Below are 26,865 nucleotides of genomic sequence, written 5' to 3'. Positions count from 1 at the left end.
TATCACTTTCTCCTTCGTTAAAACTACGGAGAGCAGGCGTTATTCCTCATTCATCACTTTAATTCTTACTCCTTCGCTGTGGCTTGTAAACTCCGGTGCGTACATACATTGAATACTTGTAATACCGCTGCTGTAATTACCTGCATGTGTAATGAATAGAGGATATTCAAACACATACGTGCCTTTGTTAAGATAGCTGAAGAAGAAACTGGTGCTGGCATCTTTGGTGCTTTCGTAATAACCCAAACCTCCCTGCCATTTGTATTGACTCAATACATTCACCGGTTCCATACAACTTGGGCGCATGTCTTTCATGTGTACATATTCCATGTTACGGTCAACACGTAATTCAATGCGCACTTTAATTTTATCGCCCACTTTCAATTCATCGCCTTCGTTCACCGGCGTAAGTACTGGTCCGTTTACAGAGTTACGTTCTACAAAATATTTCTTCTGTAATTTCAGAGGGGTTGCTGCAGCAGTGATCTTATCGAGGTTTTCAAAATACTGCCAATAAGCAGCTCCCCATGTTGGCTGTCCGTTCGATTTATTGACAGTAACATTGATAGTACCGAACGATGGCTTTACAAAATTACCATCGATGCTCCGTTTGAAATAACCGGTGCCAGCTTCTGTTTTTTCTGTTGATGTACTGAACAATTGATCACCTGCTTTTATTTCCACCACAGGTTCTGTTGCAATCCATTCGCCACCCTGCAGCAACAATGCATAACATGCTTCAGCAGTAGCAATGGTTGTTTTCCAGTTTTGTGTTTGTTTTTGTTTTAGTAACCATGTTTTTAAATCGTTTACTGCTTTTTTATCAGCAGTTACATCATTGAATACTTCAATCATCAATGCCTGTGCTTCCACCGGTGCCTGGTACCAGTAATAACCCGAAGTAAAATCTTTAAAGTACATGCCCATCTCTTCGCTGAAGAGCGCATTTTCTTTCAACGATTGCACAATGGCAGTAGCTGTTTTGCTATCCTTGCTGCGGTGCTGCGCCAAAGCAATCATGCCTTGCATGTACTTGCTTTGTTTTACCCAGTATTGTTTCGACTGTGTATTGTAATAAGTAAATGCCGTTTCTGTTCCTTTTGTTTGTGCAACGGCAGGGAAGAAGCTGCGCATGTACAAATACTGAATTTGTGTTGAACCGATGTTGTTATTCTTCAACGGCGTTTTATATTTCAGCAGATAATCGTAATCTTCTTTCAATCGTTTGTCGAGATAAACAATTGCTTTGGTAACCATTTCATTCAATGCACTTTGCTGTTCTTTCGGTACTGCATTCAGCTTTTGCAAATGACCGATACCTGTAACAATGTATTGGGTAATGTAACGATCATCCGGTCCGCCTTTGAACCACACAAAGCCCCCATTGGCCGATTGCATCTGTTGCAGCAGTGCCAGGTTTTTACTCAGCTCGCTGTTCATCCGCACCATATCAAACAGCAATGCAATGTTTTTCTTCTGCTGTTCTTCGTCCTTCGCCTGCAATACCCAGGGCGTTTCCTGCAGCAATGCAGATTTGAGTTCTTCATTCTTCTGCAGATTGCTCAGGAGGGCAGCAGTATCTTTTATTTTCCATTGCTGCATCACCTGCTGTATGCGTGGAAGTTTTTGGGTGATATGCGATGCCAATGCGTTTGCATAAAAACGATTCCATGTTTGCTCTGCACATTCGTACGGATATTCCATTAAGTATGGTAATGCCTGTACTGCATACCATACAGGATTACTGGTGAACTCAATGGTAAAGCGATGATGCGTTAAGCTCTCAGATTGTTCAGCCGTTAACAGTTTGCTGAAGTTGAATGTTTTTGTTCCATCGCCACGCATCGATAATGGCAACGATTCTGTTACCAGCATACGGTTGGTTAATACAGGAAGCGTTGCTTCTTCACCATCGGTTTGGTTACCTGCTTTGGCAATGATGCGGTAGGTGAGTGCTTCATTAAAATTGTACGGTACTTCGGTGCGGAACTTCACCACGGTGCTTTGCTTTGGCCCGACAGTGAAATGCTGTACCGGAAATGTATTCTGGAACCAGCCATCAACAGGTTGCATGGTGGCGGTGTTGAGTAACTGCAGATTGCTCGTGCCGGTAATTTCTTTATCGGTAAGGTTGCTGATCTTGGCAGTGAATTCAAAACGATCACCTTCACGTAAGAAGCGTGGCGCAAAGGGTTGCACCATCAGGTCTTTTTGTGTAACGATGCTTGTTTCGCTTAACCCCATCGACAGATCTTTGGTATGCGCCAACAACTGTGCTTTCCATTTCGTTAATGCTTCCGGCATTGTAAAGCTGAACGTGATATTTCCTTCTGCATCTGTTTTTAAGTCGGGGAAGAAGAAAGCTGTTTCGTTAAAGTTGGTACGGATGTTCGGATTGTTATCTTGTTTTTTCGGTTCTTCTTTTTTGGTGTTGTATTGAAACGTCATTGAATCAACCAGACCTAAATTAAATTCCATTTTTGTAGCCCCCTCTTCTTTCTCAGCCGCTTCCGGAGCCGGGGCAGCAACCATTTGAGCATCAGCAAGAGTAACAGGCGATGTTCTTTTATATGCTACTCCCTCAAACATTCCAAAGTAATTACCGATTTGTTTGAATAGATCATAGTGTTTGGTGAAACTGATATCAGTTTCTTCAAAATAAGATTTTTCATCACTATTGATTGACTTAAACCCTCCACCGCTCCAACTATTCTTCATATAATTAATCGGAAACAAATCCGGCTTGTTCCATTGATGCGGTTTAAACTGATCCAATGATGCATCGTACATACTTGCCAGCAATTCTGCTGCAACCTTATCGCCTTTGTAACCACTGATTTTTATTTTCCATTGCTCTTCACTACCCGGTAATGTTTTATCACGGAAGCTTTCATAACTGATGTTTAAATCTTTATTGGTCCATGGTACGTTTACTGCACGTGTATAGCTAAAGATGCGATTGTGTTTAATAAACGAATAAACATAACCAAAACCGCCACGTTGTTTTTCGGTAACGGGAACGGTAATTTGCTTTTGTTCGTTATTCAACTGATGAAACTGAAAATTACCAATTGAAAGAGATGGATCTATTTGTACCAGAGAAATATTTTCGGCACTGCTGCCAAACTGCAGATTGGCGTTGGTTCCGGGTTCTGCAGTAACAACAGATGCAAAGGGCCAAACATATTCCGGCGTTGACAGTTTGTTGTTATCGTCTGTTAACTGCACATAGATTTGATTCTTGACTTCTTTACCATCCTTATCGGTTGCAGTTGCTTCAATTAAATGCCAACCGGGTTTTAACTGACTATTCACTACTGACCACTCACCACTTGCCTTTGTTGTGACTTTTTGTTCAAACAACACGGCGCCCTTCTCCCAATTTTCTTTTTCTGTTTCATTGTTGTATTCATCGTTCGGAAAATCGGTGAGATAATCTTTTTCATTAATGATGAATTGATCGGGTGCTTCCCAGTAGCGTTCACGAATAAGTCGGTCTGGTGTTTTTAATTTGTACATACGCACCGTAACGGTACTCTTCACAAACTCATTCATCATATTTGATGTACGAACCTGAATGCTTTTAAATTGAGATGCTTTTTGCAATGCGCCTTTTGGCAAACTGATATCTAACTGCAATGCACTGTAACCAACGCTTATAAAGGTTTCGCCGCTTCTTGTTTCACCGTTAAGATCGGTTACATCAGCAATAACTTTATAATCGAATACCGGCTCCAGTTCTTTCCGTATTTTTTTATCAGGAACAGCTGTAAACGAAATTTCAAATGTGCCATCGGCTTTTGTGATTGCTTCGCCATGTGCAATTTCCTGTTCATCCATTTGCGGCCAGCCCCATTTCCAGCAAAGCCAGGGATAGGGTAAACGTGGTTCACGCACAACACGATACTTAACTTTTGCACCGTCAATATTATTGCCGGCATACGCTTTTGCTTCGCCTGTAACTGTTATTTTATCGTTGATGCGGAATGTTTGTTTGATGGGTTGGTACTCTACAAAAAACTTCGGACGCTTGTATTCTTCCACCGAAAAATAAACCATACCGCTGGTTGCCGATTCCTGTAAATAATATTGTCCACTAATGCGGCCAACAGGCAATACAAACTTTCCTGCATAGGAACCAAATTCGTTTGTTGTAAGTTTTAGTGAGTCTACTTTCTGGTAATTGGCATCGTAGAGATAAACAATAGTTGTAAGCCCGCTTACTACTTTCGGACGTTCTGTTGCAGCATCCGTTGCAGTAACAATGCCTTTAAAATAAATTGTTTGTCCGGGGCGATAAATGGAACGATCAGTAAAGAAAAACGTACGTCTTGTTCTTACTTCATCAACCGGTTGCTTTTTATTTTCATACACAAAACTGTAGGCATTGTCATCCACAAACAAATGATCTTTTTCATACGTTACTTCCAGTGTTTGGTTGTAACGGTTTTCGCTTTTGCTGTTGGTAATGCTGAAGTAACCATTTGCATCGGTTGTATAGTTGCCAGCTTTGTTGTTTACGTTTTTACGTTGATTGTAATCGTAACCCTGTTCCCAAACTATAACGTTTGCTTTATGCAGCGGCGTACCTGTTTCACGGTTTACGACAAAAACATGATTGCTGTAATGCATCCATGCAAGATTGCTTACGTGGAAAAACTGTACAGCCAGTATGTTTTTTGTAAGTGTAAATTTTTCATCGGCACCGGTTAACAACAAATAAGTACCAACCGGTAACGCCGGTATTTTTAGTTCAGTACTATGTGGTTGGTAATCGTCGGTGGCAGGTAAATTGTAACTGAAGCTGTTGATTGGTTTTAACGCCGTTAACTTTTGCCAATACGCATCATCCCAACGGTTCTTCTCCATGTTCTGCCAGGTTTCCCTGTCAATAGCAACAATACGGAAATATGCTTTTGATACATTCCTGTATTTCAGCAATGAACGGAACGGTTTGCCGGGCACATTCACTTCTTCTGATGTTAAGGAGAGTTCTTTGCTTTGTATTTCCTGCAACAGGTTGCTGCAGTTGGCTCTGCCTTCGGTGAGTTCTTTTTGTGCAAGGATCTGTTTGCAAAGTTCGATTGCTTTGCGATAGTAATAACGTGGGTTCTGTTCGTCGTTTACTTTATGTTTTTTAAAATCGTAGGTGGCTGCATAATCAGCATAATCTCTTGCAAGCAGGTAAGTTGCCTGCGCTGCTATCGGCTGGTTATTGTATTGGCTGATGATATGTTGTAATGCCAGGCGGTAGAGTTCTGTAGTGTTCTCCAGTGTTGCATGCTGTTTTACAAACTGCAAACGCAGCAGGTCAACATCGATCAATGCATCTGCTTTTTTATCGTTGATGTGAAAGGCAATCAACTCCTGGTACAACAGCAATGCTTTGTATGTAAGCGAATTTGCATCGGCGGTGGTGAACTTACGTGTAATAAAATCGGCAGCAGGGTCGAACGCTGCAGCTACGTTCAATTCAAATACTTCTTCGGGTTTGCTGATGCTGCGTTCATCATTCGTAAAGTAAGCAATTGCACGATGCGCCAGCAGATCGTACAGTGTTGGGCGCAGATGCCGTACATTTCCTTTGTTGATCACTGCATCAAATGCATCGAGCTTTGTTTGTTGTAACAGTTTTTTATTTTGCAACGAAGCAAGGTATAAGCTGCTGATCTTTTTATGAAAATCATCAATAGTCCATGTTGCTAGATCTGTTTTTACATAACCGGTGGTATTGGTACGGTTGTAAAATTTCCAACGGTTATTTTGCAGGTATTGCCAATAGGCTTCGGCTGCATAGTTGGTCAACACTGATTTTAATGGCTCTGCCGCAAGCGTTATTTCTTTTTCAATTTCTGCAATGGCTTTTACATCAGCCTCTTCTTCTTTCTGTTGCTGTAACGACAAACGGAAGAGTACTGCTTTGAGTAATTGGCCGTTGTTCTTTTCTTTTTTGGCGGCATCGTAAATGGTCTTTACTTCTTTTAAGGCCGATTCGGTTAATCCTTTTTTAGAAAGAAGGTCATCCACTTTTTTCCATGCAGCCGAATAGTTGAATTTGTTTTGTGCAAATAAGCTCATGCTGAACAGGAGGATAAAAAGGTTAACAAGCGAAAGACGTTTCAAATACATAGAAAGCATTTTATGTAAGGTAATCAATACTGTGCTGTTGAGATGCAAAGAAACAAGGAATTACATAAAGCAGTAGCAGGACGTGGAAGACCTCAGATACTTTTAATAAGCATTTCAGATGTCTGACGTCTGCGACGTCCTGACAACGGAAATGCTTTAACGAATCTTTATCAGCCTGTATTTTGCCTTCGGCTTTGTTGTTGCGTCTGAATGAATAAACAAAGGAGGTTTTTATGAACAGAATTTTTACACTCGTCGCTTTTCTTTTAATGACCACAGCAGTATTTGCAGGTTGGGACGATGGAAGATTAAGCATCACCAGTATGTCGGTGAATCCTATTCGTGTAATGGTGGATGGCAGACAGGTGCAGGTTGGAAACCGTGAGTTCCGCATCAGCAATTTAAACCCGGGTTATCACCGTGTGCAGATTTATGCAGTTAATTATAACAACAACAATAACCGGCGCAGGGGAATATTTGGTAACAACCGTGATGAACTCATCTACAACACCAACCTCAATATCCGCAGAGGTATGCATACCGATATTGTTGTAAACCGTTTTGGTAAAGTGTTTGTGGATGAACAGGCAATTGATAACCGTTACGATGATGGCTGGAATAACCGTGACGACCGCAACAATGGTGGTTGGGGTAACGATCGCAATAACGATGGATGGGGCAACAATGGTAATAACCGTTACCAGCCGATGGATTACCAGAAGTTTCAGCAGTTGAAACAATCGGTTGAACGCAGCAATTTCGATGATAACAAAATGGAATTACTCCGTTCGGTTTTACCCAACAATCCCGTTAGTGCACAACAGATAAAAGAGTTGGTACAGTTGATGAGTTTTGAACAAAACAAACTCGAGTTGGCGAAGTATGCTTACCGTTACACAACCGATAGGAACAGTTATTTTATTGTGAACGATGCGTTTAGTTACGGAACAAGCAAAACAGAATTGACACGATACATTGCTTCTTACAGAGATTAAGAAGGTATTCAGTAAAAGCACCAGCCTGAAAGCCTCCGGAAACGGAGGCTTCTTTATTTTTTCTGAAACAGTAATGTGAGTAAACGGGGAATTGTAGTACGGTCATCTTCATCAAAATATTCTGTAAGTGAAAGTAACTGCAAACCATTTGCTTTGGCTGCATCCATAAAGTCGCTTATATGATGATTGAAACAGGTAACAACCTGTGTGCCTGTTTCGGTTTCAAACCTTGCTTTACTGCCGTTGTATTGTTTAAAGGGATGCAGTTCGCTGATATAGAGATAACCGCCGGGCTTTAAAGCGTCGGCTGCTTTTTTTAATACAGGCGAAAGCTGTTCGATATGTTCCAACACAAGACTAAAGCCCACCAGATCGAATTGTGTAGCAGCAAAGCTCCACGGTTGAGTAATATCGGCCTGCACAAACTGTACATGTGCTGCGGTGATTTTTGCTCTTGCTTTGCCCAGCATTTCTTCGCTCAGATCAACAGCTGTAACCGATGCAGCTTTCTCCATCAGCCAAACGGTGTTCTTGCCCGTACCACAGCCGATTTCCAGGCAGCGTTCAAAGCTTAAAGGCGCAAGTGTTTCCCGTAACGATCTTGCTTCCAGGTCACGGGTTTTATTTTCGTTGCTGTCGTATTGCTGTGCCCAACTGTTATAGGCTTGTTGTACGCTGTTCATGCTTGTAATTTAATCAATTTGTAAATCGTATTTGGCAAGTAGTCCGGCTAATGACGCTGTTGAAAATTTTGCTTTCTTCAGCTTGTTTCGTTCAGGGTCAATCGAAAAGTTGAGGGCTGTTCTGAAATCGGCTTTTTCCAGGATCGTATTGTCGAATGTGGTGTGCAGTAAATCACAATCGGTAAAATCAGCACTGCTCAAATCAGCTTCGGTAAAATCAACCTGCTGCAAACTGCAATTGGTAAAGCGTGTGTTCTTTAGTTTCAGTTTGTAAAAAGTAGAAAGGTTCAGCAGACAGTTGGTAAAGGTTACAGCAAATAAAAATGTATTGCAATCTTCAAAACGCAACCCCATGAGCTTGCAATTGCTAAACTGTATTTCCTGAAATGCTGTGCCATTAACATTGGCTGCACTCAGGTTACAGTTGTCGAAAATGCAATCAATGAAAGTTGTTTTTGAAAGATTTACTTCTGCAAAATTACAGTTGGTGAATGTGCAGTTTTCGTATTCACCTTTTTTGAAAGCGTTGCTTGTAAAATCAATGCCTTCAAATTCTTCGTCTTCGATGTAGTCGATTTGCATTGAACTAAAGTAAAAGGAATTAATGAAAGCCTGATAACAGTAACAGAATTATTTTATCCGGAAAAATACTTCCTTTATATAAATCTTTTTTCCTTGTCTGTTAACGGCTTCGTCAGCCGAAATGCCAATAAGATAACCGGGTTTAAATTTTTTAATCAATTCTTTTGCATCATTACAAATGGTATCGACAGTACATCTTTGAAAGGCTGTTTCCCCAAAAGGAGGTTCATAATAAATAACAATACTTTTCACAGTTATCCACGAAAAGTTTGCAGCAACCTTTTGCATTTTCAAGAGATCTGCAAGTGAAATACTGTTTACAGAATCTGTGTACTGTTTCCCGTCAATTAATAAGCGAAAATCTTTTTCAGTAACCGACTGGCTTTGGGCCATGCTTACAAAGCCTGCGAATAAAAGCAGAATTAAAATACATAAGCGATGCATCTTTCCTTTTTTGTAATAACGCTAAACAGCAAAACAGATTGTTTTTAAAAGCAAAAACCCTGCACTAGTGCAGGGTTTCAATCATATTCTTAAAACAAATCTTATTTACCTAATACCGCAGCCATTGTTTTACCAATATCTGCAGGGCTTGCTACTACGTTAATGCCACACTCAGCCATGATCTTCATTTTCGCTTCAGCAGTATCTTCAGCACCACCAATGATTGCACCGGCATGACCCATACGACGGCCGGGAGGCGCTGTTTGTCCGGCAATAAAACCAACCACCGGTTTCTTTGCATTTTCTTTGTACCAACGTGCAGCTTCTGCTTCCATACCACCACCAATTTCACCGATCATTACCACTGCATCCGTTTCGGGGTCGTTCATAAACAATTCCAACGCTTCCTTGGTAGTAGTGCCAATGATAGGATCGCCACCAATACCTACTGCTGTGCTTACACCCAAGCCAGCTTTCGCCACCTGGTCAGCCGCTTCGTAGGTAAGTGTACCGCTTTTTGAAACGATACCGATACGTCCCTGCTTAAATACAAAACCGGGCATGATACCAACCTTACATTCGCCGGCAGTAATTACACCGGGACAGTTTGGTCCGATTAAACGGGTGTTGGTTCCAACAAGATAATTCTTCGCCTTAACCATGTCCTGCACAGGAATACCTTCTGTAATACAAACCACCAGTTCAATACCTGCGTTGGCAGCTTCCATAATGGCATCGGCTGCAAATGCAGGGGGTACAAAAATGATACTCACGTTGGCACCTGCTTTTTGTACGGCTTCTTCTACCGTGTTAAATACAGGACGATCGAGATGCGTAGTACCGCCTTTACCAGGTGTAACACCACCAACAAGGTTGGTGCCGTATTCGATCATTTGCGTTGCATGGAAAGTACCTTCTGTGCCGGTAAAACCCTGCACAATTACTTTGGAGTTTTTATTAACGAGGATGCTCATTTGGAATACTTTATTAAGTGCCGCAAAGATAGGGGATGATTGATAAGTTTGGGGCAATTAAAACACAAGAGAAGGGGCTTTCTTCGCTGCTGCAAAAACGAACAATTGTTCCCGCTTTACGCTTGTAGTTGCCAACCGCCCACAGGGCTTACAGCCGCTGTTGGGGTGTGGCAAGCTACCGCTTCAATCGGGCAGCCCGTCAGCAGTATAATTCCAATAGTCTGAAAACTTCAGCAGAAGAAAGTTAATCAGCAACAGGAGGAAAACAAACAGATAGTTTGCAATGTGGCCAGTTATAGTGGCAGATAAGATCAACAAGATTATGAACATTCCATGTGCTGTGATGAGTGCGAAAAGAAGTAACTCTTTAATCCTAATGCGACAAACCATTTTTAATGCGATCAAAAACAAAACATACAGTACTGCAACCAAACATAAAAAAAGTAACCATTGCTGTAGTGTATCAGCAATGCCTTTTAAAAGTTCATTCAGTAGCTTGAATGTTGAAATTTTAGTTGATGAAACTTGTGCTGCTGTATTATAGTCGTTAATATTCCAATACAGCCAGGTAACTAAAAGTACATTGATAGTATGTGCAAAGAACAAAAGTCTTACAGGGTAATGAAGTAGTTTGCCCATTGGAATTTGGCTTTTGTTTTTTGGAATCTTTATCTCGCCATTGCTGTGTTGATATTCTTTCCCGTATAACCCCAGGTTAAACTGCCCCAATAGCTTTGCCAGTTTGCATTGGCATCATCTTGCAAACGGATCATCTGCACACAGCTCACCATCCATTCGCCGCTTGTGGTAACGGGAAAGCGGATTTCACCTTTGGCATTGCTCATGTAACTGTTCGTTGTTACACCGGTTGGCAGTTTATGCCAGGTACGGATTTTCGCATTGCTCAACGGTTCGCCTTTAAACAACGCCTGAACTGTAATAGAGTCGCCATTTTTTAGTTGATAGGGATGGGAGAGTGGAATAAGATCAACAGGTAAGCCTGTTTGCTTTTTGTAAATATTGGTTTTAAGTGCGCCCACCTGCACAATGGTTTTAACTGAACGCTGGTAATATTCCCTGCCGACAGAATCGGTTTCGTTGAGGTGTTTGCGCAGGTCAATTGCGTTGTACAATCCATCTTCTTCGAGGTAAGTAGTAAATGCTGCAGCATCCAGTTCAATAAAGGAATTGCTGCTGTTGAAAGCAACCATCACCGTACCTTCCTCATGTATCGAAAATTGCAAAGAGTCGCCTTCATCTTCGCTTAATGCATCGCTGAGGTCGTCGCTGATATCAGCATAATAAAGTTTAAGGGTATTTATTTTTTGACGGTTACCTGTCCAGTTCTCGCCGGTAAAATGTTCGCCGACCCGAAAACGGATATTGACTTCATCAGTACGGGAAAATAGATATTGCTGAGGTTCAAGCCAGAATTCATGACCGGCAAGTGGTAAAGCAAGCAAAAGAAAAACAAGTAACGAAACAGAGTTAATTCTTTTCATGGCATTGTTTTCTGTTGCAGTAAGATACTGCAAATTTACCGGCACGCAAGTGTGGCCGTTACTTCGTCATTTCATCCATATCCCTGTCGGTCTTAATTTTTCCTTTTGCTTCCAACATGCGCATATCTTTTGCATCCTGCAAAAAGTCGGATGCAAAAATGAATTTGTTGAGCTCTTCATTTTTACTGAAGATGATGTCTTTGTTAGAACCTTCCCATTCTTTATGGCCCTGGTGCATGAAAATAATGTTATCGCCTATTTCCATTACACTGTTCATGTCGTGTGTGTTGACAACAGTGGTCATACCAAACTCAGTAGTAATTTCTTTAATGAGCTTATCAATTACCAACGATGTCTTGGGGTCGAGGCCGGAGTTGGGTTCATCGCAAAATAAAAATTTCGGATTCAGCACAATGGCACGTGCAATACCCACACGTTTCTTCATACCCCCACTGATCTCCGCAGGATATTTATCGTTGGCACCGGTGAGGTTTACACGAGCCAGTACTTCGTTTACTTTCTCGTGTTTTTGTTTCAGGTTAAGCTTGGTAAACATATCGAGCGGAAACATCACATTCTGTTCCACCGTCATGGAATCAAACAAAGCCGAACCCTGGAACAGCATGCCAATCTGCTGACGTAACTGCTTTCGTCCTTCTTCGTTCATATTGGTAATACTGTCGCCATCATACAGCACTTCACCTGCATCGGGCTCAAATAAACCAATCAAACATTTCATCATTACCGTTTTACCACTGCCACTTGCACCGATAATTAAATTACACTTGCCTGTTTCGAGCGTAGCAGAAACATTATCAATTACGGTACGTCCGTTAAAGCCTTTGCTGATATTTTTAATCTCGATCATGTGTTATAACAGTAATGCAGCCAGCGCATAGTCGGCCAATAAAATAAGAATACAACTTACAATTACACTCTTTGTACTTGCACGTCCAATTTCCAGCGAACCACCTTCTACATGATAACCATAGTAGGCAGGAATGCTGGAAATAATAAAGGCGTAGGTATATGTTTTGCTGAGTGCAAAGAATACGTTGTAGGGAATAAAATCTTCGAGCAAACCATCGTTGTAAATGCTTGGCGGAAGAATGCCGGATAAATTACCGGCTACTTTACCACCCCAGATACCGAGAACAGCTGCCAGCACCACCAAACAAGGAACAACAATCAACGCCGCTAAAATTTTCGGCATAATCAAATATGCTTTGGTGTTGATGCCCATGATTTCCAACGCATCAATCTGTTCGCTGATGCGCATATTGCCCAACTCCGATGCAATACGGCTGCCAACCACACCGGCCAGTACAACGCATATCAACGTAGGAGCAAGTTCAAGAATAATATTGTCACGAACAATTACAGCAATAACGGTTTTAGGAATAAGCGGTGTAACCAGCTGATAGGCAGTTTGAACAGTTGTTACCGCACCAAGAAACACCGAAATGATAACCACGATACCTACCGAACGGATACCGATTTCGTTGCATTGATGCATCAGTTCTTTCCAGTAAAGACGCATGTTTTCCGGCTTGGAAAACATACCCTTGATCATTAGCAGGTAACGGCCAAAGTGGGTGAAAAAATTCATAGAATGAAGATAGTGAAATAATGATTAGCCGGCAGACAATAGACCACGGACGACTGACAACAGCAGCGTACTATACCAATTAGTTAACAATTAAAAATGATGATCTGTAATTGATGTAGCTGACGGGCAATATAAAAAAGACCACAGCAAAATATGAAACTAATCTGGTAACGATTAATCAGCATAATCTGCTGTGGTCCGTTGTCTGTAATCTGTCGTCGATTATTACATATCGTGACTTACTTTACGAAAGCGTTTCCACCATGGCGATTTAATAATAGCTTCATCAACATCCGTTCTGCCTTTCATCTGCGCATCAATAACAGAAATAAGCACCATGTTAAAAATAGAACGCACCGAACTGCCTAACTGCAGAATATGTACCGACTTTTTCAAACCTAATAAGATTGGTCCGATGGCATCGGCATCACCTACTTCCTGCAACAGGTTGTACGCAATATTGCTGCTGGCAAGGTTGGGGAAGATGAGGACGTTCGGCTCACCGTTTACCAGTTCGCTGAACGGATAATTCTCTTTCAAAATTTCTTTATTGAAAGCTACCAGCGGCTGAATATCGCCATCGCAAACAAGATTTGGTTCACGCTGCTTTACAATATCTCTTGCCTTCGCCACCATCCTTGCTTCAGGGCTGTCGCTGCTGCCAAAGTTGGAGTAGCTGAGCATGGCTACACGTGGAGTAATACCAAATGCCCGTACTTCTTTTGCAACAAGCTGTGTAATATCGGCGAGCTCTTCTGCTTTGGGGTTAAAGTTTACCGTTGCATCGGCAAGAAACAACGGTCCACGTTTGGTCAACATAATATACATACCGGCAATCTTACCTGCATTTTCATCTTTTCCGATGATCTGCAAAGCAGGACGGATCGTGTCGGCATACTTACGGCTCAAACCACTGATCAACGCATCTGCTTCACCTGTTTCCACCATCATACAACCAAAGTGTGTACGTTCTTTCATGGCTTTCACCGCTTCGTAACGGTTTAACCCTTTACGTTGACGTTTCTGGAAAAACAGTTCGCCAAATTTCTGACGCATCGCTTCTGTTTCAGCATCTTTACTTTTTGGATCGAGTACAGGAATACCATCCAGATCAATACCATTTACTTCGGCCATGTCTTTGATGTTGTTTACATCGCCCAATAAAATCGGGTAAGCTACACCTTCTTCGAAAGCCATTTGTGCAGCCTTCAACACTTTTACATTTTCTGCATCGGCAAACACCACACGGCGTGGATCTTTGCGTGCTTTGCTGCCAATGGCACGTAACAACTGGTTATCGATACCAAGGCGTTTGTTGAGTTGATCTTCGTATGCTTCCCAATCGGTAATTACATGTTGCGCAACACCACTTTCAATGGCTGCTTTGGCTACTGCAGGTGCCACATAACTTAGTAAACGTGGATCAAGTGGTTTGGGAATAATGTAAGTAGGGCCAAACGAAATATTTTTTTCGTTGTACGCCATGTTTACAATATCGGGCACTACTGTTTTTGTTAACTCGGCCAATGCTTTTACTGCAGCCAGTTTCATTTCTTCGTTGATCTTGGTTGCACGCACATCCAATGCACCACGGAAAATGTAAGGGAAGCCCAGTACATTGTTGATCTGGTTCGGATAGTCGCTGCGACCTGTACCCATGATCACATCCTTGCGTGCATCCAATGCATCATCGTATGAAATTTCCGGATCGGGGTTGGCCATAGCAAATACAATGGGGTTCTTGGCCATACTCTTCACCATTTCTTTCGACACCACATTGCCTTTGCTTAACCCAATAAACACATCGGCATTTTTCATGCCTTCTTCCAATGTCATCGGTTTACTCTTGATCACAAATTCTTTTTTCTGATCGTCGAGGTCGGTTCGTTCGTCCTGGATAAGACCTTTACTATCGAATACTTTAATGTTTTCTTTTTTTGCACCCAATGCAACATACAGTCTGATGCAGGAAATAGCTGCAGCACCTGCACCATTCACCACAATCTGTACTTTATCGATTTTCTTTTTCTGTAATTCCAATGCATTGATGAGGGCAGCAGCGCTGATGATGGCGGTGCCATGCTGATCGTCGTGCATCAGCGGAATTTTCATCTCTTCTTTCAAACGCTTTTCAATGTAAAAACATTCAGGCGCTTTAATGTCTTCGAGATTGATACCGCCGAATGTTGGTTCCAGCGCTTTTACGATCTCCACAAATTTCTCCGGGTCTTTTTCATTGATCTCGATATCGAACACATCAATGTCTGCGAAAATTTTGAAGAGTACGCCCTTGCCTTCCATTACAGGTTTACCAGCTTCGGGACCAATATCACCCAAACCGAGTACCGCTGTACCATTACTGATAACGGCTACAAGATTTCCTTTTGCTGTGTATTTGTACACATCTTCAGGGTTGCGGAAAATTTCCATACAAGGCTCGGCCACACCGGGCGAATAAGCCAATGAAAGATCACGCTGGGTTTTTGCTTCTTTTGTGGGAATGACTTCGATTTTACCGGGACGGCCTTTGGCATGATACTCCAATGCCTGCTGCCGGCGCAATTGTTCTTTATTCATACGTTTCAATTATGCAATCAATCGTTAACAATCTAAACAGGGCGGCAAGGTACGAAAAGAATGAAAAGTGGATTTTGGGACCACTTTTCGTTCTTGTTATAATGTAATCGGGAGTTAAATGATATTCTTCAGCAGATCCTCAAAGCTTTCTCTTTTGCGGATGAGGATTGCCTCGCCGTCTTTCACCAATACTTCGGCTGGGCGGTAGCGTGAGTTGTAATTGCTGGCCATTTCGTAACCATACGCACCTGCGTTGTGGATGCAGAGGATATCGCCTTCTTTTATTTCGGGCAACATGCGGTCGCTGGCAAACGTATCGGTTTCGCAGATATAGCCGGTGATCATGTGTTTCTTTTCTTCACCGTTGGGATTACTTAAGTTGCTGATGTAATGATACGCATCGTACATCATGGGGCGAATGAGATGATTTAATCCGGTGTTGATGCCGGCAATGATGACATCTGCATTTTGTTTGAGCACATTTACTTCGGCTAATAAATAACCGCACTCACTTACTAAAAACTTTCCCGGCTCAAACCACACTTGTAATTCTTTTCCATTTGCCAACGGATGATCGGCAAATGCCTGTTTCAGTTTTTGTGCAAGGGCGGCAATATTGGTTTCCTTTTCGTCTTCTTTATAAGGCACTTTAAAACCACCACCGAGATCAATTACTTCCAACTCTGGAAAATGAGGAAACAATTCAAACAACACTTCAATGCCCTTTACAAAAACTTCCGCATCTTTTATGTCGCTGCCGGTGTGGATGTGCAGCGTACGGATGAAGATGTTGTTGTCTTTTACAATCTGCTCCAGTTCGCTGATCTGCTCCACCGGTATTCCAAACTTGCTTTTATCATGACCGGTAGAAATTTTTAAGTTACCACCTGCCATGATGTTGGGGCGAAGACGGATGCCCACCGGATAACTGTGGCCGTATTTCTTTCCAAACTTTTCCAGGTTCGATAAACTGTCGATGTTGATGTGTACACCTGCAGCAACTGCTTCTTCAATTTCTGCAAACGAAATACCGTTGCTGGTGTACAAAACATTTTCCGGCGCAACACCTGCATGCAAGGCCAGCTTTACTTCGTTAATGCTGCTGCAATCGATATTACAACCAAGGCTGTTGATGTATTTGATCACATGCAGGTTGGTTAATGCTTTACAGGCATAAAAAATACGTGTATCTAAAATAGAAAAACCGTTTACCAGTTTTTCGTATTGCGTTTTTATTTTGTTGGCATCATACACATAAACAGGCGTGCCGTAAGTTGCTGCAATTTCTAAGAGTTGGTTGGTGGGTATTGTAGTCGTCATTGTAAATTTTGCTGGCTGCGAAATTAGTTTAAAAACAGATTCTTGTTAAGTTTGGCCGCTTGATCTTTCCTGAAGATTTGTAGAGGAGTATCAGCGGCCTGAATCCATTGTGAAACGATCATCTGTAAGCTATTTTGTAAAAGAAAAACCCCGACGTCTCGGTCGGGGTTTTATTTATGCTTTTGTTTCTTCTTCGTTCGATTGATCATCGTCGTTGCCTTCTTCTTCTGCCTGCTCTTCTGCAGCTTCTGTTTCCTCAGTTGTCTCTTCCTCTTCAGCTTCTCCCGACATTTCTTCTTCTGCTACTACATCAACAATTTCTTCCTCTGCAGCTGATTCGTCTGTAACAGTTTCTTCAATTGTTTCTTTCACTTCAATAACTACTTCTTCTGCACTGGTCTCTTCTGTAACCGATTGTTCTAACAACTCACCATCTTCTGTTACAATCAAAGTTTCACCTGTTTCCAATTCCAGTGCTTCTTCGCCTGCAACATGCAAGGTATCGCTTTGCACTGCAGTCGGGTCAATGATGTCGGTTGAAATCACTTCTTTGATCTTGGGCAGATCTTCGGGGGAGTTGATACCGAAGTAATCCATAAACGAACGGGAAGTGCCGTACACCAATGGGTGACCGGGCAGTTTCTCGTTACGTCCGAGTATAACAATGAGTTCTTTCTCTAATAATTTCTGTACAGCATAATCGCAGTTTACACCACGAATGGCCTCCATTTCACCTTTGGTAATCGGTTGTTTGTAGGCAATAATGGAAAGTGTTTCCAGTGCAGCAGTACTCAGACGTTTCAGGAATTTATCGCCATTGATTTGTGCAACTGTTTTATGGTATTCCTTTTTGGTGAGGAACTGCCAGCCGCCGCCGCTTTCACGTACTTCGAACGGATAAAACTCGGCTGCATATTTTTCTTTGATGGCTGCGATTGCCGCTTCCGTCTGGTCAAGACTTGCCCGATCTTCAATAAAGCCCAGGGCATTATTCACCAGATCGCACAGTTCTAATGTAGTCAACGGGCGTTCAGCTGCAAAAATCAGCGCTTCAATATGCGGGATGATAACACTTAATTCCATTCGTAATTTGAAAATTTGAAAATTGGAGAATTTGAAAATTAAGTGAAATCCTCCAATCTTACGTAATTGCCTGTTTTTTCGGCGGAAATAAGCTTATCCATTTAATGCTGCTGCACCACTAACGATCTCGGTAAGTTCGGTCGTAATTGCTGCCTGGCGTGCACGGTTGTAGCTGATGCGGAGCGAACGCAACAGTTCGTTGGCGTTATCGCTTGCTTTATCCATCGCCGTCATACGGGCGCCATGCTCAGAAGCATTGGCATCCAATACAGCTTTAAATAATTGTGTATTGAGGATTTTCGGCATTAATTCGGTAATGAGTTCTTCTTTACCGGGCTCGAAAATGAAGTCGGACTTTGTTTTTACAGCCGCACCTTTATTTTCCACTTTCGGAATAGGGAGGAAGCGCTCTGTTTTAAATTGCTGTGTAGCTGCATTTTTAAACTGGCTGTATACCAGTTCAACTACATCGAATTCGCCTTTTGAAAAAGCTTCCATTGCTGCTGCAGATGCTTTTTGTACGTTTTCGAACGAAAGCTGCAGGAACAGATCTTTAAAGGTATCGTTTGCTTTGTAGCCGGTACGTTGCATTGCTTCGTAACCTTTTTTACCAATACCCCATATTTCCACATTGCCTTTGCTGTTTTGCTCGGCATATTGTTCGTTAATAACCTGGCGGGCAAGTTTAACGAGGTTGGCGTTGTAACCACCACATAAACCACGGTCGCTGGTAACAAGGATAATTAATACTTTGTTTACCGGACGCTCGGTAGCCAGTTTCATACTCACACTACCATCGCTGTTGCTCACAATATTGCTGAGCATATCCTGCAGTTTTTGAGCATAAGGGCGCATCTGGATGATGGCATCCTGTGCTTTACGCAGTTTAGCCGCACTCACCATTTTCATTGCCTTGGTGATTTGCTGCGTACTTTGTACACTTTTGATCCTGTTACGTACCTCTTTTAATTGTCCGGGCATGGTTACACGTTTATTTTCAGGCCGCAAAGGTAAAGGAAACAGGCTTACATCCCCAAGCGAAAGCCGAAATTGTGGAAAAGCGGGATTCGGGGAAAAGCCAGCCTCCATGACTGCCGTAACCGGAGGCTGCAGCCCCTTTTAATAGGGACTTGCTGAAAACAAAAAAAGCAGCCCCGGAGAGCTGCTTTTTGTTATTACGGTTTGTGTTAGTCGTTGTTCTGCATCATCATCATGTTACGACCTTCCGCACGGCGGAAATTGTTGTTTTGCTGGCCACCCTGTGTACCGCTGAATTTATTAAAACGATAGGTGAAGCTTAACATGAAGTACTGCGTTAAACGGTTGGTGCGGTTATCGGTAATAAACTGATCTGTTTGCGTACGGCTGATGCTTGTATTTTGTTTGAAGATATCGAAGCCTGCCAGTTTAATAATACCATTCTTCTTTTTAAACACCTCTTTTTCAAACGAAGCATTCAGCATGGCGATGTTTTTTTGTAAGGAAGAAGTCAACCCTTCGTAGATAAAGTAGTCGAAATCCCAACGGAGAATAAAGCCTGCACCAAAGTCAATACGTCCGTCGTTGCTTAAGGTGATGGTGTGAAGTCGGCTGATGTTTTTGTTGTTGGTGTTATCCGTATAGTTCAGGTTGTAGCTTGCACCAGTACGCAGTTCAAGCCAGGGAAGATTGTATTCAAAATCTACACCAGGGCTCCATATCCAGTTACGGGCCATGTTTTTAATATCCGGTCCAACAATACTATCGGTACGTGTTTTCGTAACATTGTTTGAAAGGCTTACGTTGTTGTTATAGTTCAACATACTTCTTAAACCCAGTACATACTTACGGTTTTTAAACGGACGGCCATAGTTGATAAACATGTTGGCATTGTAGTAACCATCAACATTTACCGGCTGACTGAAAGTAGCACCTGTAAACCTGTTGGCACTGTCTTTAAAGTTGGTAACCTTGTTTACAATCTGGTTGTCAACAAAATTGAATGAAGCATTTACAAGGAAAATCTTACCCGAGCCAAAATTGAAATTGTTGAAAGTTGTATTGAATACATGACTTGTTGATGGTTTCAGGAAAGGATTACCACTCGATTTATTCAACTGGCTGCTTTCTTCCAGTACAGGTTGTAACTGGTCGAAGCTGGGTTGTCTTGCACTACCGTTGTAGTTAAAGTTGAATGTTTTTGAGCGTGAGAAATTATACTGGAAACGTGCAACAGGGAACCAGTTGAAATTGGTGATGGGTTTATAAGCACTGTCTTTTGTAATGCTGTAGCCGTTTAAAATTACCGGCTGTACCATAATACCAATGCTGTAATTATATTTCTTCATTACCGTTCTTACAGCTGCGCTGATACGGTTGTAGTTGAAATCGGTTTCGTAATTATTACTCAGGTAATCAACAAAAGCATAATCGTTTCCGGTTAAAGGATCTTTTGTAAGCACCCGTTTATTATTGCCAGAAAAACTGCGGTTGTAGTTATAACTGAGGTCAAGGAAACGGTTTACACGTATCGGCTCTGTATAGGTAAGTCTGCCATTAAAGCCGCTGTTACGGTTGTTCTGGATGGTGTTCCGGAATTGCAGCGAGTCTCTGAAGAAGTTGCCGTTATTGTCGTAAAAGTGGGTATAGTTTTCTCTCAGCTGATCGGATTCGCTACCCGATAATGTAAGCTGGCCGTTAAACGAAAAGTTCCTGCCTCTCTTTTTAAACCGGTGATTATACAGCAATGATGTGCTGAAATCGGGGCGTTTTGAAAGCACCGCTGTTTGGTTACTGTCGGCTCTTGTCTGCAGCTTAGAACTGAAGTAATCCGAGAAATTGGTAGAAACATTGTTCCCGTCTGTGTAAGAAAAATTAGGGTTTAACTTAATGTAGTTGAATGAATCGATCCAGTATTCAAGGTTGGCAAAAACACGGTGTGTACCGTTTTTATTGGTCGAAAACTGGTTTGTGTTTGTAAGCAGCGGAAACGAAAGCTGTTCTTTGGATGTATACGACTCAGTAAATGTATTTCTGTCGGTATAGGTATAGCTGCCGTAAAATGAGTTACGCTTTCCAAAGTCGGTACGGAAGTTAAGCCCGATGGAGTTGAGTTTGGTAATACCGTTTTGGTTGCCGCCGCCACCGCCTTGGTTACCACCGCCGCCAAACTGCATACCGCCACCGCCTCCTCCGCCACCACCATCGTTGGCACGGAAAGTTGAGGTGTTGTTGTTATTGCTGTTGATGATAAGCGAAAGCTGTTTGCTGTTATTGAAACGGTTCAAAGCAACAGCGCCAATATAACGGTCGTCGGTACCATAGCCTACCATTGCCCTTCCGAAAACACCTTTGTTTTTATCTTTTTTCAGCTGCAGGTTAATTACTTTTTCAGGCTCGCCATCACGAATACCCGATGCGTTCGATTGATCGCCGTAGTCATCTACCACCTGTACTTTATCAATCATATCGGCAGGAATTTCCTGTGTAGCAGTTTTCGGATCACCGTTAAAGAAATCCTTGCCATTTACTTTTACCCGTGTAACCTGTTTGCCATGTGCAGTAATATTGCCCTGGCGGTCTACCTGTACACCCGGTAATTTCTTCAATAACTCTTCAGTTGTTGCATTGGGTTTGGTTTGAAAGGCACCTGCACGATATTCCACTGTATCTTCTTTCATAGTTACAGCAGGGGCTTCAATTACAATTTCAGCCAGATCGAGGTAGGTATTGGTAAGTACTAACTCACCAAGATCAATATTCGATACGCCGGCAGAAGGTTTAAAAAACTCCTTCACCATGGGTTTATAGCCCGAGTAGCTGATGATAATTGAATAAGCCGATGCAGGAATTTTTGTAAAGCTGAATTCGCCTTTTGCATTGGTGATGGTGCGTAAAGTGTCTTTGGGTAAATCTTTTTCTACCAGTTTAACCGTTGCTTTTTCCAAGCCTTTCGAGCCGGTAGAGTCGGTCACTTTTCCGCTTATGCCGGTGGTTTGTGCAAATGCTGGTACGGAAGCAAGAACGATAAGGATAATGAGTAATAGATTCTTCATAAACATGTTTGAGATGCGAAATACGAACATTTTCGTTTTAAAGTGAAAATGCAAATTGTTAAAATATAGACGATATGCTCTTCTAAAACTTGCATAGCCCCTTATATTATGGATGAAAGGCAAATCTATCCCTTCAGTGGCCAATGTCTATCCGTACAGGAGGGTAAAAAGCTGTTGCCTGTCTTTCAATTCTGTTAAAGTATTAACGGGCAATCAGTTCGGGCAGCTGTATTCCCGAAACTTGCTTTGCAAAAAAGAAACAAGGGCAGGTATCTCTCACTACTTAATCATTACCTTTGTCAGCCTCTGTAAAAGGGGTATTTCTGTCAAATTGGCTTTAAGTAAAACCTTGCACTGTATTTGACTGAACAAAAACTTTAACCAATAAATTGACTCATTAATATATTCTCATGTTAGGATTCCTATCGAAACTCTTCGGAGGCAGTAAAAGTGAAAAGGATGTACAGAAACTTACTCCTATCGTTGAAAAGGCCAACCAGTTTTTTCAGCAATACCAAAGCTTAAGTAACGATCAGCTCAGAAATAAAACACAGGAGTTTCGTGAGCGTATTAAAGCGCACCTGGCAGCAATTGACGAAGAAATTGCCAACCGTACCAGCGAAGCGGATGCGTTAACGGAAGACCAGATTCAGCAGAAAGATGAAGCTTACCAGCAAATTGATAAGCTGAAAAAAGAGCGTGATAAAAAGATTGAAGAAATCCTGGAGGAGATTCACCCCGAAGCATTTGCTGTGGTAAAAGAAGCTGCCCGCCGTTTCACCAACAATGAAGAACTGCAGGCAACAGCAACACAACTCGATCGTGACCTGGTGATCAAACGTCCGCACATGCGTATCGAAGGCGACCAGGTATTCTATAAAAAATCGTGGATGGCTGCAGGTGGACTGGTTACCTGGAACATGGTGCATTACGATGTGCAGTTGATTGGTGGTAGTGTACTGCACCAAGGTAAAATTGCCGAAATGGCAACCGGTGAAGGTAAAACGCTTGTATCTACTTTACCTGCTTACCTCAACGCCCTTGCAGGCGAAGGTGTACACCTTGTAACCGTGAACGATTACCTGGCCCGTCGTGATAGTGAATGGAACGGAACCTTGTTTGAGTTCTTAGGCTTAACTGTTGATTGTATTGATAAACATCAACCCAACAGCGAAGAGCGCCGTAAAGCCTATTTAGCAGATATTGTTTACGGAACCAACAACGAATTTGGTTTCGATTACCTGCGTGATAACATGGTGGTGAACTCAGCAGAAAAAGTGCAACGCAAACTGCACTTTGCGATGGTGGATGAGGTAGATAGTATTTTAATTGACGAAGCCCGTACACCATTGATCATTGCCGGTCCTGTTGGTACAGGCAGCAACGAGCAGCAGTTCCACAACATGCGTCCACGTATTGAAAAACTGGTGGAAGCACAGAAACGTTTGGCGCAACAATATTTGAACGATGCGAAGAAAGCAATTGCAGAAGGCGACGACGATCCGAAAAGCGGTGGCCTTGCGTTAATGCGTGCATGGAGAGGTTTACCAAAGTACGGTCCGTTAATTAAATATTTAAGTGAGCCCGGCATTAAAGTAAAACTGCAGAAAGCAGAAAACTATTACCTCGCCGATCAGCAAAAAGAAATGCCGAAGGTGGATGAAGGTTTGCTTTTCCATATTGATGAAAAGAGCAATTCTGTTGAGCTGACTGATAAAGGTTTGGCCATGCTCACCAAGGAAAATGAAGATCCTACTTTCTTTGTGTTGCCCGACATCAGTACAGCATTAGCTGCAATTGAAAGAAGTGCAGCTGCTGCCGAAGAAAAATTACATCAGAAAGAATCATTACTCAGCGAATATTCAGCAAAAGCAGATCGTATTCATACTGTACTGCAAATGCTGAAAGCATATACCTTGTTTGAAAAAGATGTGGAGTATGTGGTGTTGGATGGCCAGGTAAAAATTGTAGATGAACAAACAGGTCGTATCCTCGATGGTCGTCGTTACAGCGATGGTTTACACCAGGCAATTGAAGCGAAAGAAAACGTACACATCGAAGCAGCAACACAAACCTACGCTACCATCACGTTGCAAAACTACTTCCGTATGTATCACAAGCTTTGTGGTATGACGGGTACTGCCGAAACAGAAGCAGGTGAGTTTTGGGATATCTACAAATTAGATGTGGTACAAATTCCTACCAACCTGAAAATGGTTCGTGATGATAAGCAGGATCTCGTATACAAAACCAAGCGTGAAAAATACAAAGCAGTTATTGAAGAAATTGAAGTGATGCGTGCAGCCGGTCGTCCGGTACTGGTGGGTACAACATCGGTAGAGGTGAGTGAGTTGCTGAGCAAGATGCTGCAGGTGAAAAAGATTCCGCACAATGTATTGAACGCAAAACAACACGCTAAGGAAGCACAGGTTGTTGCCGAAGCAGGTTTGCCAAGTGCAGTAACCATTGCTACCAACATGGCCGGTCGTGGTACCGATATTAAACTGGGCGCAGGTGTAAAAGAAGCAGGTGGTTTGGCTATTCTTGGTACAGAGCGTCACGATAGCCGTCGTGTCGATCGCCAGTTGCGTGGTCGTGCCGGTCGCCAGGGCGATCCCGGTTCATCACAATTCTATGTATCGCTTGAAGATGATCTGATGCGTATGTTCGGTAGTGATCGTATTGCCGGCATGATGGATAAACTTGGCTACAAAGAAGGTGAAGTGATCCAGCACAGCATGATCACCAAATCAATTGAGCGTGCACAAAAGAAAGTAGAAGAGAACAACTTCGGTATCCGTAAGCGTTTGCTCGAGTACGATGATGTAATGAACAAACAACGTTCAGCTATTTACACCCGTCGTAACCACGCATTAAGCGGCGAACGTTTAGCGCTGGATATTGATAATGCATTTTATGCTGTTGCTGAAGGATTGGTTGCTTCGTTTAAAGAGCAGAACGATCATGAAGGATTTAAAATGGCTGCTATCATCAACTTCGGTATTGATACAACCATTACGGCAGAACAACTCGATAAATCGGATAACAATGCACTGGCAGAAGCATTGTATGTAGAAGCAAAAACTGCTTACCTGCGTAAATGCGATGTGTTGAAAAAAGATGCCTTGCCGGTGTTCCAGAATATTAAGGTAACACAGGGTGCACATATTGAAAATGTGTTTGTACCGTTCAGCGATGGTAAACGTGGTTTACAGGTGCTTGCATCAATGAACAAAACCATCGACAGTAAAGCAACTGAACTTGTAAGTGCGTTGGAGCGTACTGCTACACTCGCCTTTATTGATGAAGCATGGAAAGAGCACTTACGTGCAATGGACGATCTGCGTACATCGGTACAAAATGCTACCTACGAACAGAAAGATCCGTTGGTGATTTACAAAGTGGAAGCATACACATTGTTTGAACAGTTGAACAGCGAGATCAATAAGAACATTGTTTCTTTCCTTGCACATGCTGGTTTACCTGTTGAAGAAAACAATGCCGGACAAATTCGTGAAGGCCGTGAGCAAAAAACCGATATGAGTAAGTTGCGTCAGCGCAAAGAAGATATGGTTGCAGCAGGTGCCGGTAACGAGTTAATGGAAACACCGGATTACTACGATCCATCAGAGAATGTAAAACAGGAGCCTGTTGTTGCCGGTCCGAAGATTGGCCGTAACGATCCTTGTCCTTGTGGAAGTGGTAAAAAATACAAACAATGTCACGGTAAAGATTTATAAAACTAAAACCTCCTTCGGGAGGTTTTTTTAGCTGTTTTACATTCTTTGTTTCTACTCATTTTAAAAATACATTTGCCCCATGAACATCGCTTCTTATATCGATCATACTATTCTGAAGCCAACCACTTTGGTAAGCGATATTGAACAGCTTTGTACCGAAGCTACACTTTACAATTTTGCAGCTGTTTGCGTACCGCCGCCGTTTACCAAATTTGCCAAAGGCTTACTGGGTGGAACGAGTGTAAAAACAGCAACAGTGATCGGTTTTCCGTTTGGTTATTCGGCTATTGAAGCAAAGGTTACAGAAACATTACTTTCGATAGTTGATGGTGTGGATGAAATTGATATGGTGGCCAATATTTCAGCCATTAAAAACGGCGACTGGAATTTTATTAAACACGAAGGCGAAGTGCTGATACCGATGGCGCATAAAAAGGAAAAGCACATCAAGGTTATTATTGAAAGTGGTGTGTTGACCGATGAGGAGATCATCCGCTGTTGTGAAATATATGCAGAACTTGGCGCAGATTTTGTAAAAACATCAACCGGGTACGCCGAGAAAGGCGCTACTTTAGAGGCGGTGCAACTGATGCGGAAGCATTTGCCGTCTAACATCAAAATCAAAGCATCGGGTGGTATCCGCAATTATGCTTTTGCCAAACAATTGGTGGAAGCAGGAGCCGACAGGTTGGGTTGCAGTGCCAGCGTTGCCATTGTAAAAGAAAGTTTGAACCAGTAATATGTACAAGTTTATCCTGCTTTTTCTTTTTGTAAGCATTAGTGCTGCAACCTATGCACAAATGATAACCGATACCGTAAGCAACAATGTATTTGTTGTGAAAGACAGCCGTATTGATTTGCTTGCAAAGAAAAAAGCTGAGATCAATAAAAAGGCAGCCGATGCAAGAAGACCCACCAAAGGTTTTCGCATACAGGTGTTAAATACCACCGACCGTACGCAGGCTTTGGCTGCAAAATCGAAATTGCTGGCGCAATACCCCGAGCATAAAACCTATCTTTTGTACCAGGCACCTTATTTCAAACTCCGCATCGGCAATTTTGTTGAGCGTAACGAAGCAGATGACCTGAAAAAAGAATTAGCAAAAATGTTTCCAACCGGTGTTTTCATCATCCCAAGCGATATTGAATACAAAGCACCTCCGGAGAAAGAAGAAATTCAGGAATAAGTTATT

The 26,865-nt window shown here is 42.3% G+C and carries 17 protein-coding genes; 4 read left to right on the top strand and 13 right to left on the bottom strand.

The window, feature by feature from the left end:
* Nucleotides 1–39 precede the first annotated feature (39 nt).
* Nucleotides 40–6,129 carry an alpha-2-macroglobulin family protein gene (locus IQ13_RS10370; protein WP_144886306.1) on the bottom strand — a complete coding sequence of 2,030 codons (6,090 nt, stop codon included), beginning with the start codon at nucleotides 6,127–6,129 and terminating at the stop codon, nucleotides 40–42.
* A 233-nt stretch (nucleotides 6,130–6,362) separates the two neighbouring features.
* Between IQ13_RS10370 and IQ13_RS10365 the strand changes: the two genes are divergently transcribed.
* The gene (locus IQ13_RS10365; protein WP_144886305.1) at nucleotides 6,363–7,124 is read left to right on the top strand and encodes a proline and serine-rich protein 1 family protein; all 762 of its coding nucleotides are present in this window, start codon (nucleotides 6,363–6,365) and stop codon (nucleotides 7,122–7,124) included.
* 53 nt (nucleotides 7,125–7,177) lie between these two features.
* On the opposite strand, the gene IQ13_RS10360 is transcribed toward IQ13_RS10365, so the two are convergent.
* The 12 genes from IQ13_RS10360 to IQ13_RS10305 all read right to left on the bottom strand — a co-directional run bounded on the left by IQ13_RS10360 (nucleotide 7,178) and on the right by IQ13_RS10305 (nucleotide 21,932).
* Nucleotides 7,178–7,807, bottom strand: a complete 630-nt coding sequence (locus tag IQ13_RS10360) for a class I SAM-dependent methyltransferase (protein ID WP_144886304.1) — start codon at nucleotides 7,805–7,807, stop codon at nucleotides 7,178–7,180.
* 9 nt (nucleotides 7,808–7,816) lie between these two features.
* The gene (locus IQ13_RS10355; protein ID WP_144886303.1) at nucleotides 7,817–8,389 is read right to left on the bottom strand and encodes a pentapeptide repeat-containing protein; all 573 of its coding nucleotides are present in this window, start codon (nucleotides 8,387–8,389) and stop codon (nucleotides 7,817–7,819) included.
* Between the two features lie 48 nt (nucleotides 8,390–8,437).
* On the bottom strand, nucleotides 8,438–8,677 hold the full coding sequence (locus tag IQ13_RS10350) for a hypothetical protein (RefSeq protein ID WP_144886302.1): 240 nt from the start codon (nucleotides 8,675–8,677) through the stop codon (nucleotides 8,438–8,440).
* Nucleotides 8,678–8,934: 257 nt separating this feature from the next.
* On the bottom strand, nucleotides 8,935–9,807 hold the full coding sequence (gene sucD, locus IQ13_RS10345; RefSeq protein ID WP_144886301.1) for a succinate--CoA ligase subunit alpha: 873 nt from the start codon (nucleotides 9,805–9,807) through the stop codon (nucleotides 8,935–8,937).
* Nucleotides 9,808–10,475: 668 nt separating this feature from the next.
* Nucleotides 10,476–11,309 carry a DUF4198 domain-containing protein gene (locus tag IQ13_RS10340; protein WP_144886300.1) on the bottom strand — a complete coding sequence of 278 codons (834 nt, stop codon included), beginning with the start codon at nucleotides 11,307–11,309 and terminating at the stop codon, nucleotides 10,476–10,478.
* 58 nt (nucleotides 11,310–11,367) lie between these two features.
* The gene (locus IQ13_RS10335; protein WP_144886299.1) at nucleotides 11,368–12,177 is read right to left on the bottom strand and encodes an ABC transporter ATP-binding protein; all 810 of its coding nucleotides are present in this window, start codon (nucleotides 12,175–12,177) and stop codon (nucleotides 11,368–11,370) included.
* A 3-nt stretch (nucleotides 12,178–12,180) separates the two neighbouring features.
* Entirely contained in the window at nucleotides 12,181–12,918 is a 738-nt protein-coding gene (locus tag IQ13_RS10330; protein WP_144886298.1) for an MlaE family ABC transporter permease, read from the bottom strand.
* A gap of 225 nt (nucleotides 12,919–13,143) precedes the next feature.
* The gene (locus IQ13_RS10325) at nucleotides 13,144–15,495 is read right to left on the bottom strand and encodes an NADP-dependent malic enzyme (RefSeq protein ID WP_144886297.1); all 2,352 of its coding nucleotides are present in this window, start codon (nucleotides 15,493–15,495) and stop codon (nucleotides 13,144–13,146) included.
* A gap of 114 nt (nucleotides 15,496–15,609) precedes the next feature.
* Complete coding sequence (lysA, locus tag IQ13_RS10320; RefSeq protein WP_199758236.1) at nucleotides 15,610–16,815, bottom strand: diaminopimelate decarboxylase; 1,206 nt, start codon at nucleotides 16,813–16,815, stop codon at nucleotides 15,610–15,612.
* 174 nt (nucleotides 16,816–16,989) lie between these two features.
* Nucleotides 16,990–17,898: an SMC-Scp complex subunit ScpB gene (scpB, locus tag IQ13_RS10315; RefSeq protein WP_144886296.1), complete on the bottom strand. Its 909-nt coding sequence runs from the start codon at nucleotides 17,896–17,898 to the stop codon at nucleotides 16,990–16,992.
* A 93-nt stretch (nucleotides 17,899–17,991) separates the two neighbouring features.
* Nucleotides 17,992–18,879 (bottom strand): ATP synthase F1 subunit gamma, encoded by an 888-nt coding sequence (atpG, locus tag IQ13_RS10310; protein ID WP_144886295.1) that lies wholly within the window; start codon nucleotides 18,877–18,879, stop codon nucleotides 17,992–17,994.
* Between the two features lie 206 nt (nucleotides 18,880–19,085).
* Complete coding sequence (locus IQ13_RS10305) at nucleotides 19,086–21,932, bottom strand: outer membrane beta-barrel protein (RefSeq protein WP_158637366.1); 2,847 nt, start codon at nucleotides 21,930–21,932, stop codon at nucleotides 19,086–19,088.
* A 410-nt stretch (nucleotides 21,933–22,342) separates the two neighbouring features.
* Between IQ13_RS10305 and secA the strand changes: the two genes are divergently transcribed.
* The 3 genes from secA to IQ13_RS10290 all read left to right on the top strand — a co-directional run bounded on the left by secA (nucleotide 22,343) and on the right by IQ13_RS10290 (nucleotide 26,859).
* A complete protein-coding gene (secA, locus tag IQ13_RS10300; protein WP_144886293.1) occupies nucleotides 22,343–25,672 on the top strand; it encodes a preprotein translocase subunit SecA in 3,330 nt (1,109 codons plus the stop codon).
* 79 nt (nucleotides 25,673–25,751) lie between these two features.
* Nucleotides 25,752–26,411 (top strand): deoxyribose-phosphate aldolase, encoded by a 660-nt coding sequence (gene deoC, locus IQ13_RS10295; protein WP_144886292.1) that lies wholly within the window; start codon nucleotides 25,752–25,754, stop codon nucleotides 26,409–26,411.
* Between the two features lies 1 nt (nucleotide 26,412).
* On the top strand, nucleotides 26,413–26,859 hold the full coding sequence (locus IQ13_RS10290) for an SPOR domain-containing protein (RefSeq protein WP_144886291.1): 447 nt from the start codon (nucleotides 26,413–26,415) through the stop codon (nucleotides 26,857–26,859).
* Nucleotides 26,860–26,865 lie beyond the last annotated feature (6 nt).

The organism is Lacibacter cauensis, assembly GCF_007830055.1.
Classification (GTDB): domain Bacteria; phylum Bacteroidota; class Bacteroidia; order Chitinophagales; family Chitinophagaceae; genus Lacibacter; species Lacibacter cauensis.
This window is presented reverse-complemented; position numbering and strand designations above follow the sequence as displayed.

Coding starts and splice junctions, on each gene's coding strand:
- IQ13_RS10370 (WP_144886306.1), bottom strand. CDS start 6,129: ATGTATTTGAAACGTCTTTCGCTTGTTAACCTTTTTATCCTCCTGTTC.
- IQ13_RS10365 (WP_144886305.1), top strand. CDS start 6,363: ATGAACAGAATTTTTACACTCGTCGCTTTTCTTTTAATGACCACAGCA.
- IQ13_RS10360 (WP_144886304.1), bottom strand. CDS start 7,807: ATGAACAGCGTACAACAAGCCTATAACAGTTGGGCACAGCAATACGAC.
- IQ13_RS10355 (WP_144886303.1), bottom strand. CDS start 8,389: ATGCAAATCGACTACATCGAAGACGAAGAATTTGAAGGCATTGATTTT.
- IQ13_RS10350 (WP_144886302.1), bottom strand. CDS start 8,677: ATGCAAAAGGTTGCTGCAAACTTTTCGTGGATAACTGTGAAAAGTATT.
- sucD (WP_144886301.1), bottom strand. CDS start 9,807: ATGAGCATCCTCGTTAATAAAAACTCCAAAGTAATTGTGCAGGGTTTT.
- IQ13_RS10340 (WP_144886300.1), bottom strand. CDS start 11,309: ATGAAAAGAATTAACTCTGTTTCGTTACTTGTTTTTCTTTTGCTTGCT.
- IQ13_RS10335 (WP_144886299.1), bottom strand. CDS start 12,177: ATGATCGAGATTAAAAATATCAGCAAAGGCTTTAACGGACGTACCGTA.
- IQ13_RS10330 (WP_144886298.1), bottom strand. CDS start 12,918: ATGAATTTTTTCACCCACTTTGGCCGTTACCTGCTAATGATCAAGGGT.
- IQ13_RS10325 (WP_144886297.1), bottom strand. CDS start 15,495: ATGAATAAAGAACAATTGCGCCGGCAGCAGGCATTGGAGTATCATGCC.
- lysA (WP_199758236.1), bottom strand. CDS start 16,815: ATGACGACTACAATACCCACCAACCAACTCTTAGAAATTGCAGCAACT.
- scpB (WP_144886296.1), bottom strand. CDS start 17,898: ATGGAATTAAGTGTTATCATCCCGCATATTGAAGCGCTGATTTTTGCA.
- atpG (WP_144886295.1), bottom strand. CDS start 18,879: ATGCCCGGACAATTAAAAGAGGTACGTAACAGGATCAAAAGTGTACAA.
- IQ13_RS10305 (WP_158637366.1), bottom strand. CDS start 21,932: ATGAAGAATCTATTACTCATTATCCTTATCGTTCTTGCTTCCGTACCA.
- secA (WP_144886293.1), top strand. CDS start 22,343: ATGTTAGGATTCCTATCGAAACTCTTCGGAGGCAGTAAAAGTGAAAAG.
- deoC (WP_144886292.1), top strand. CDS start 25,752: ATGAACATCGCTTCTTATATCGATCATACTATTCTGAAGCCAACCACT.
- IQ13_RS10290 (WP_144886291.1), top strand. CDS start 26,413: ATGTACAAGTTTATCCTGCTTTTTCTTTTTGTAAGCATTAGTGCTGCA.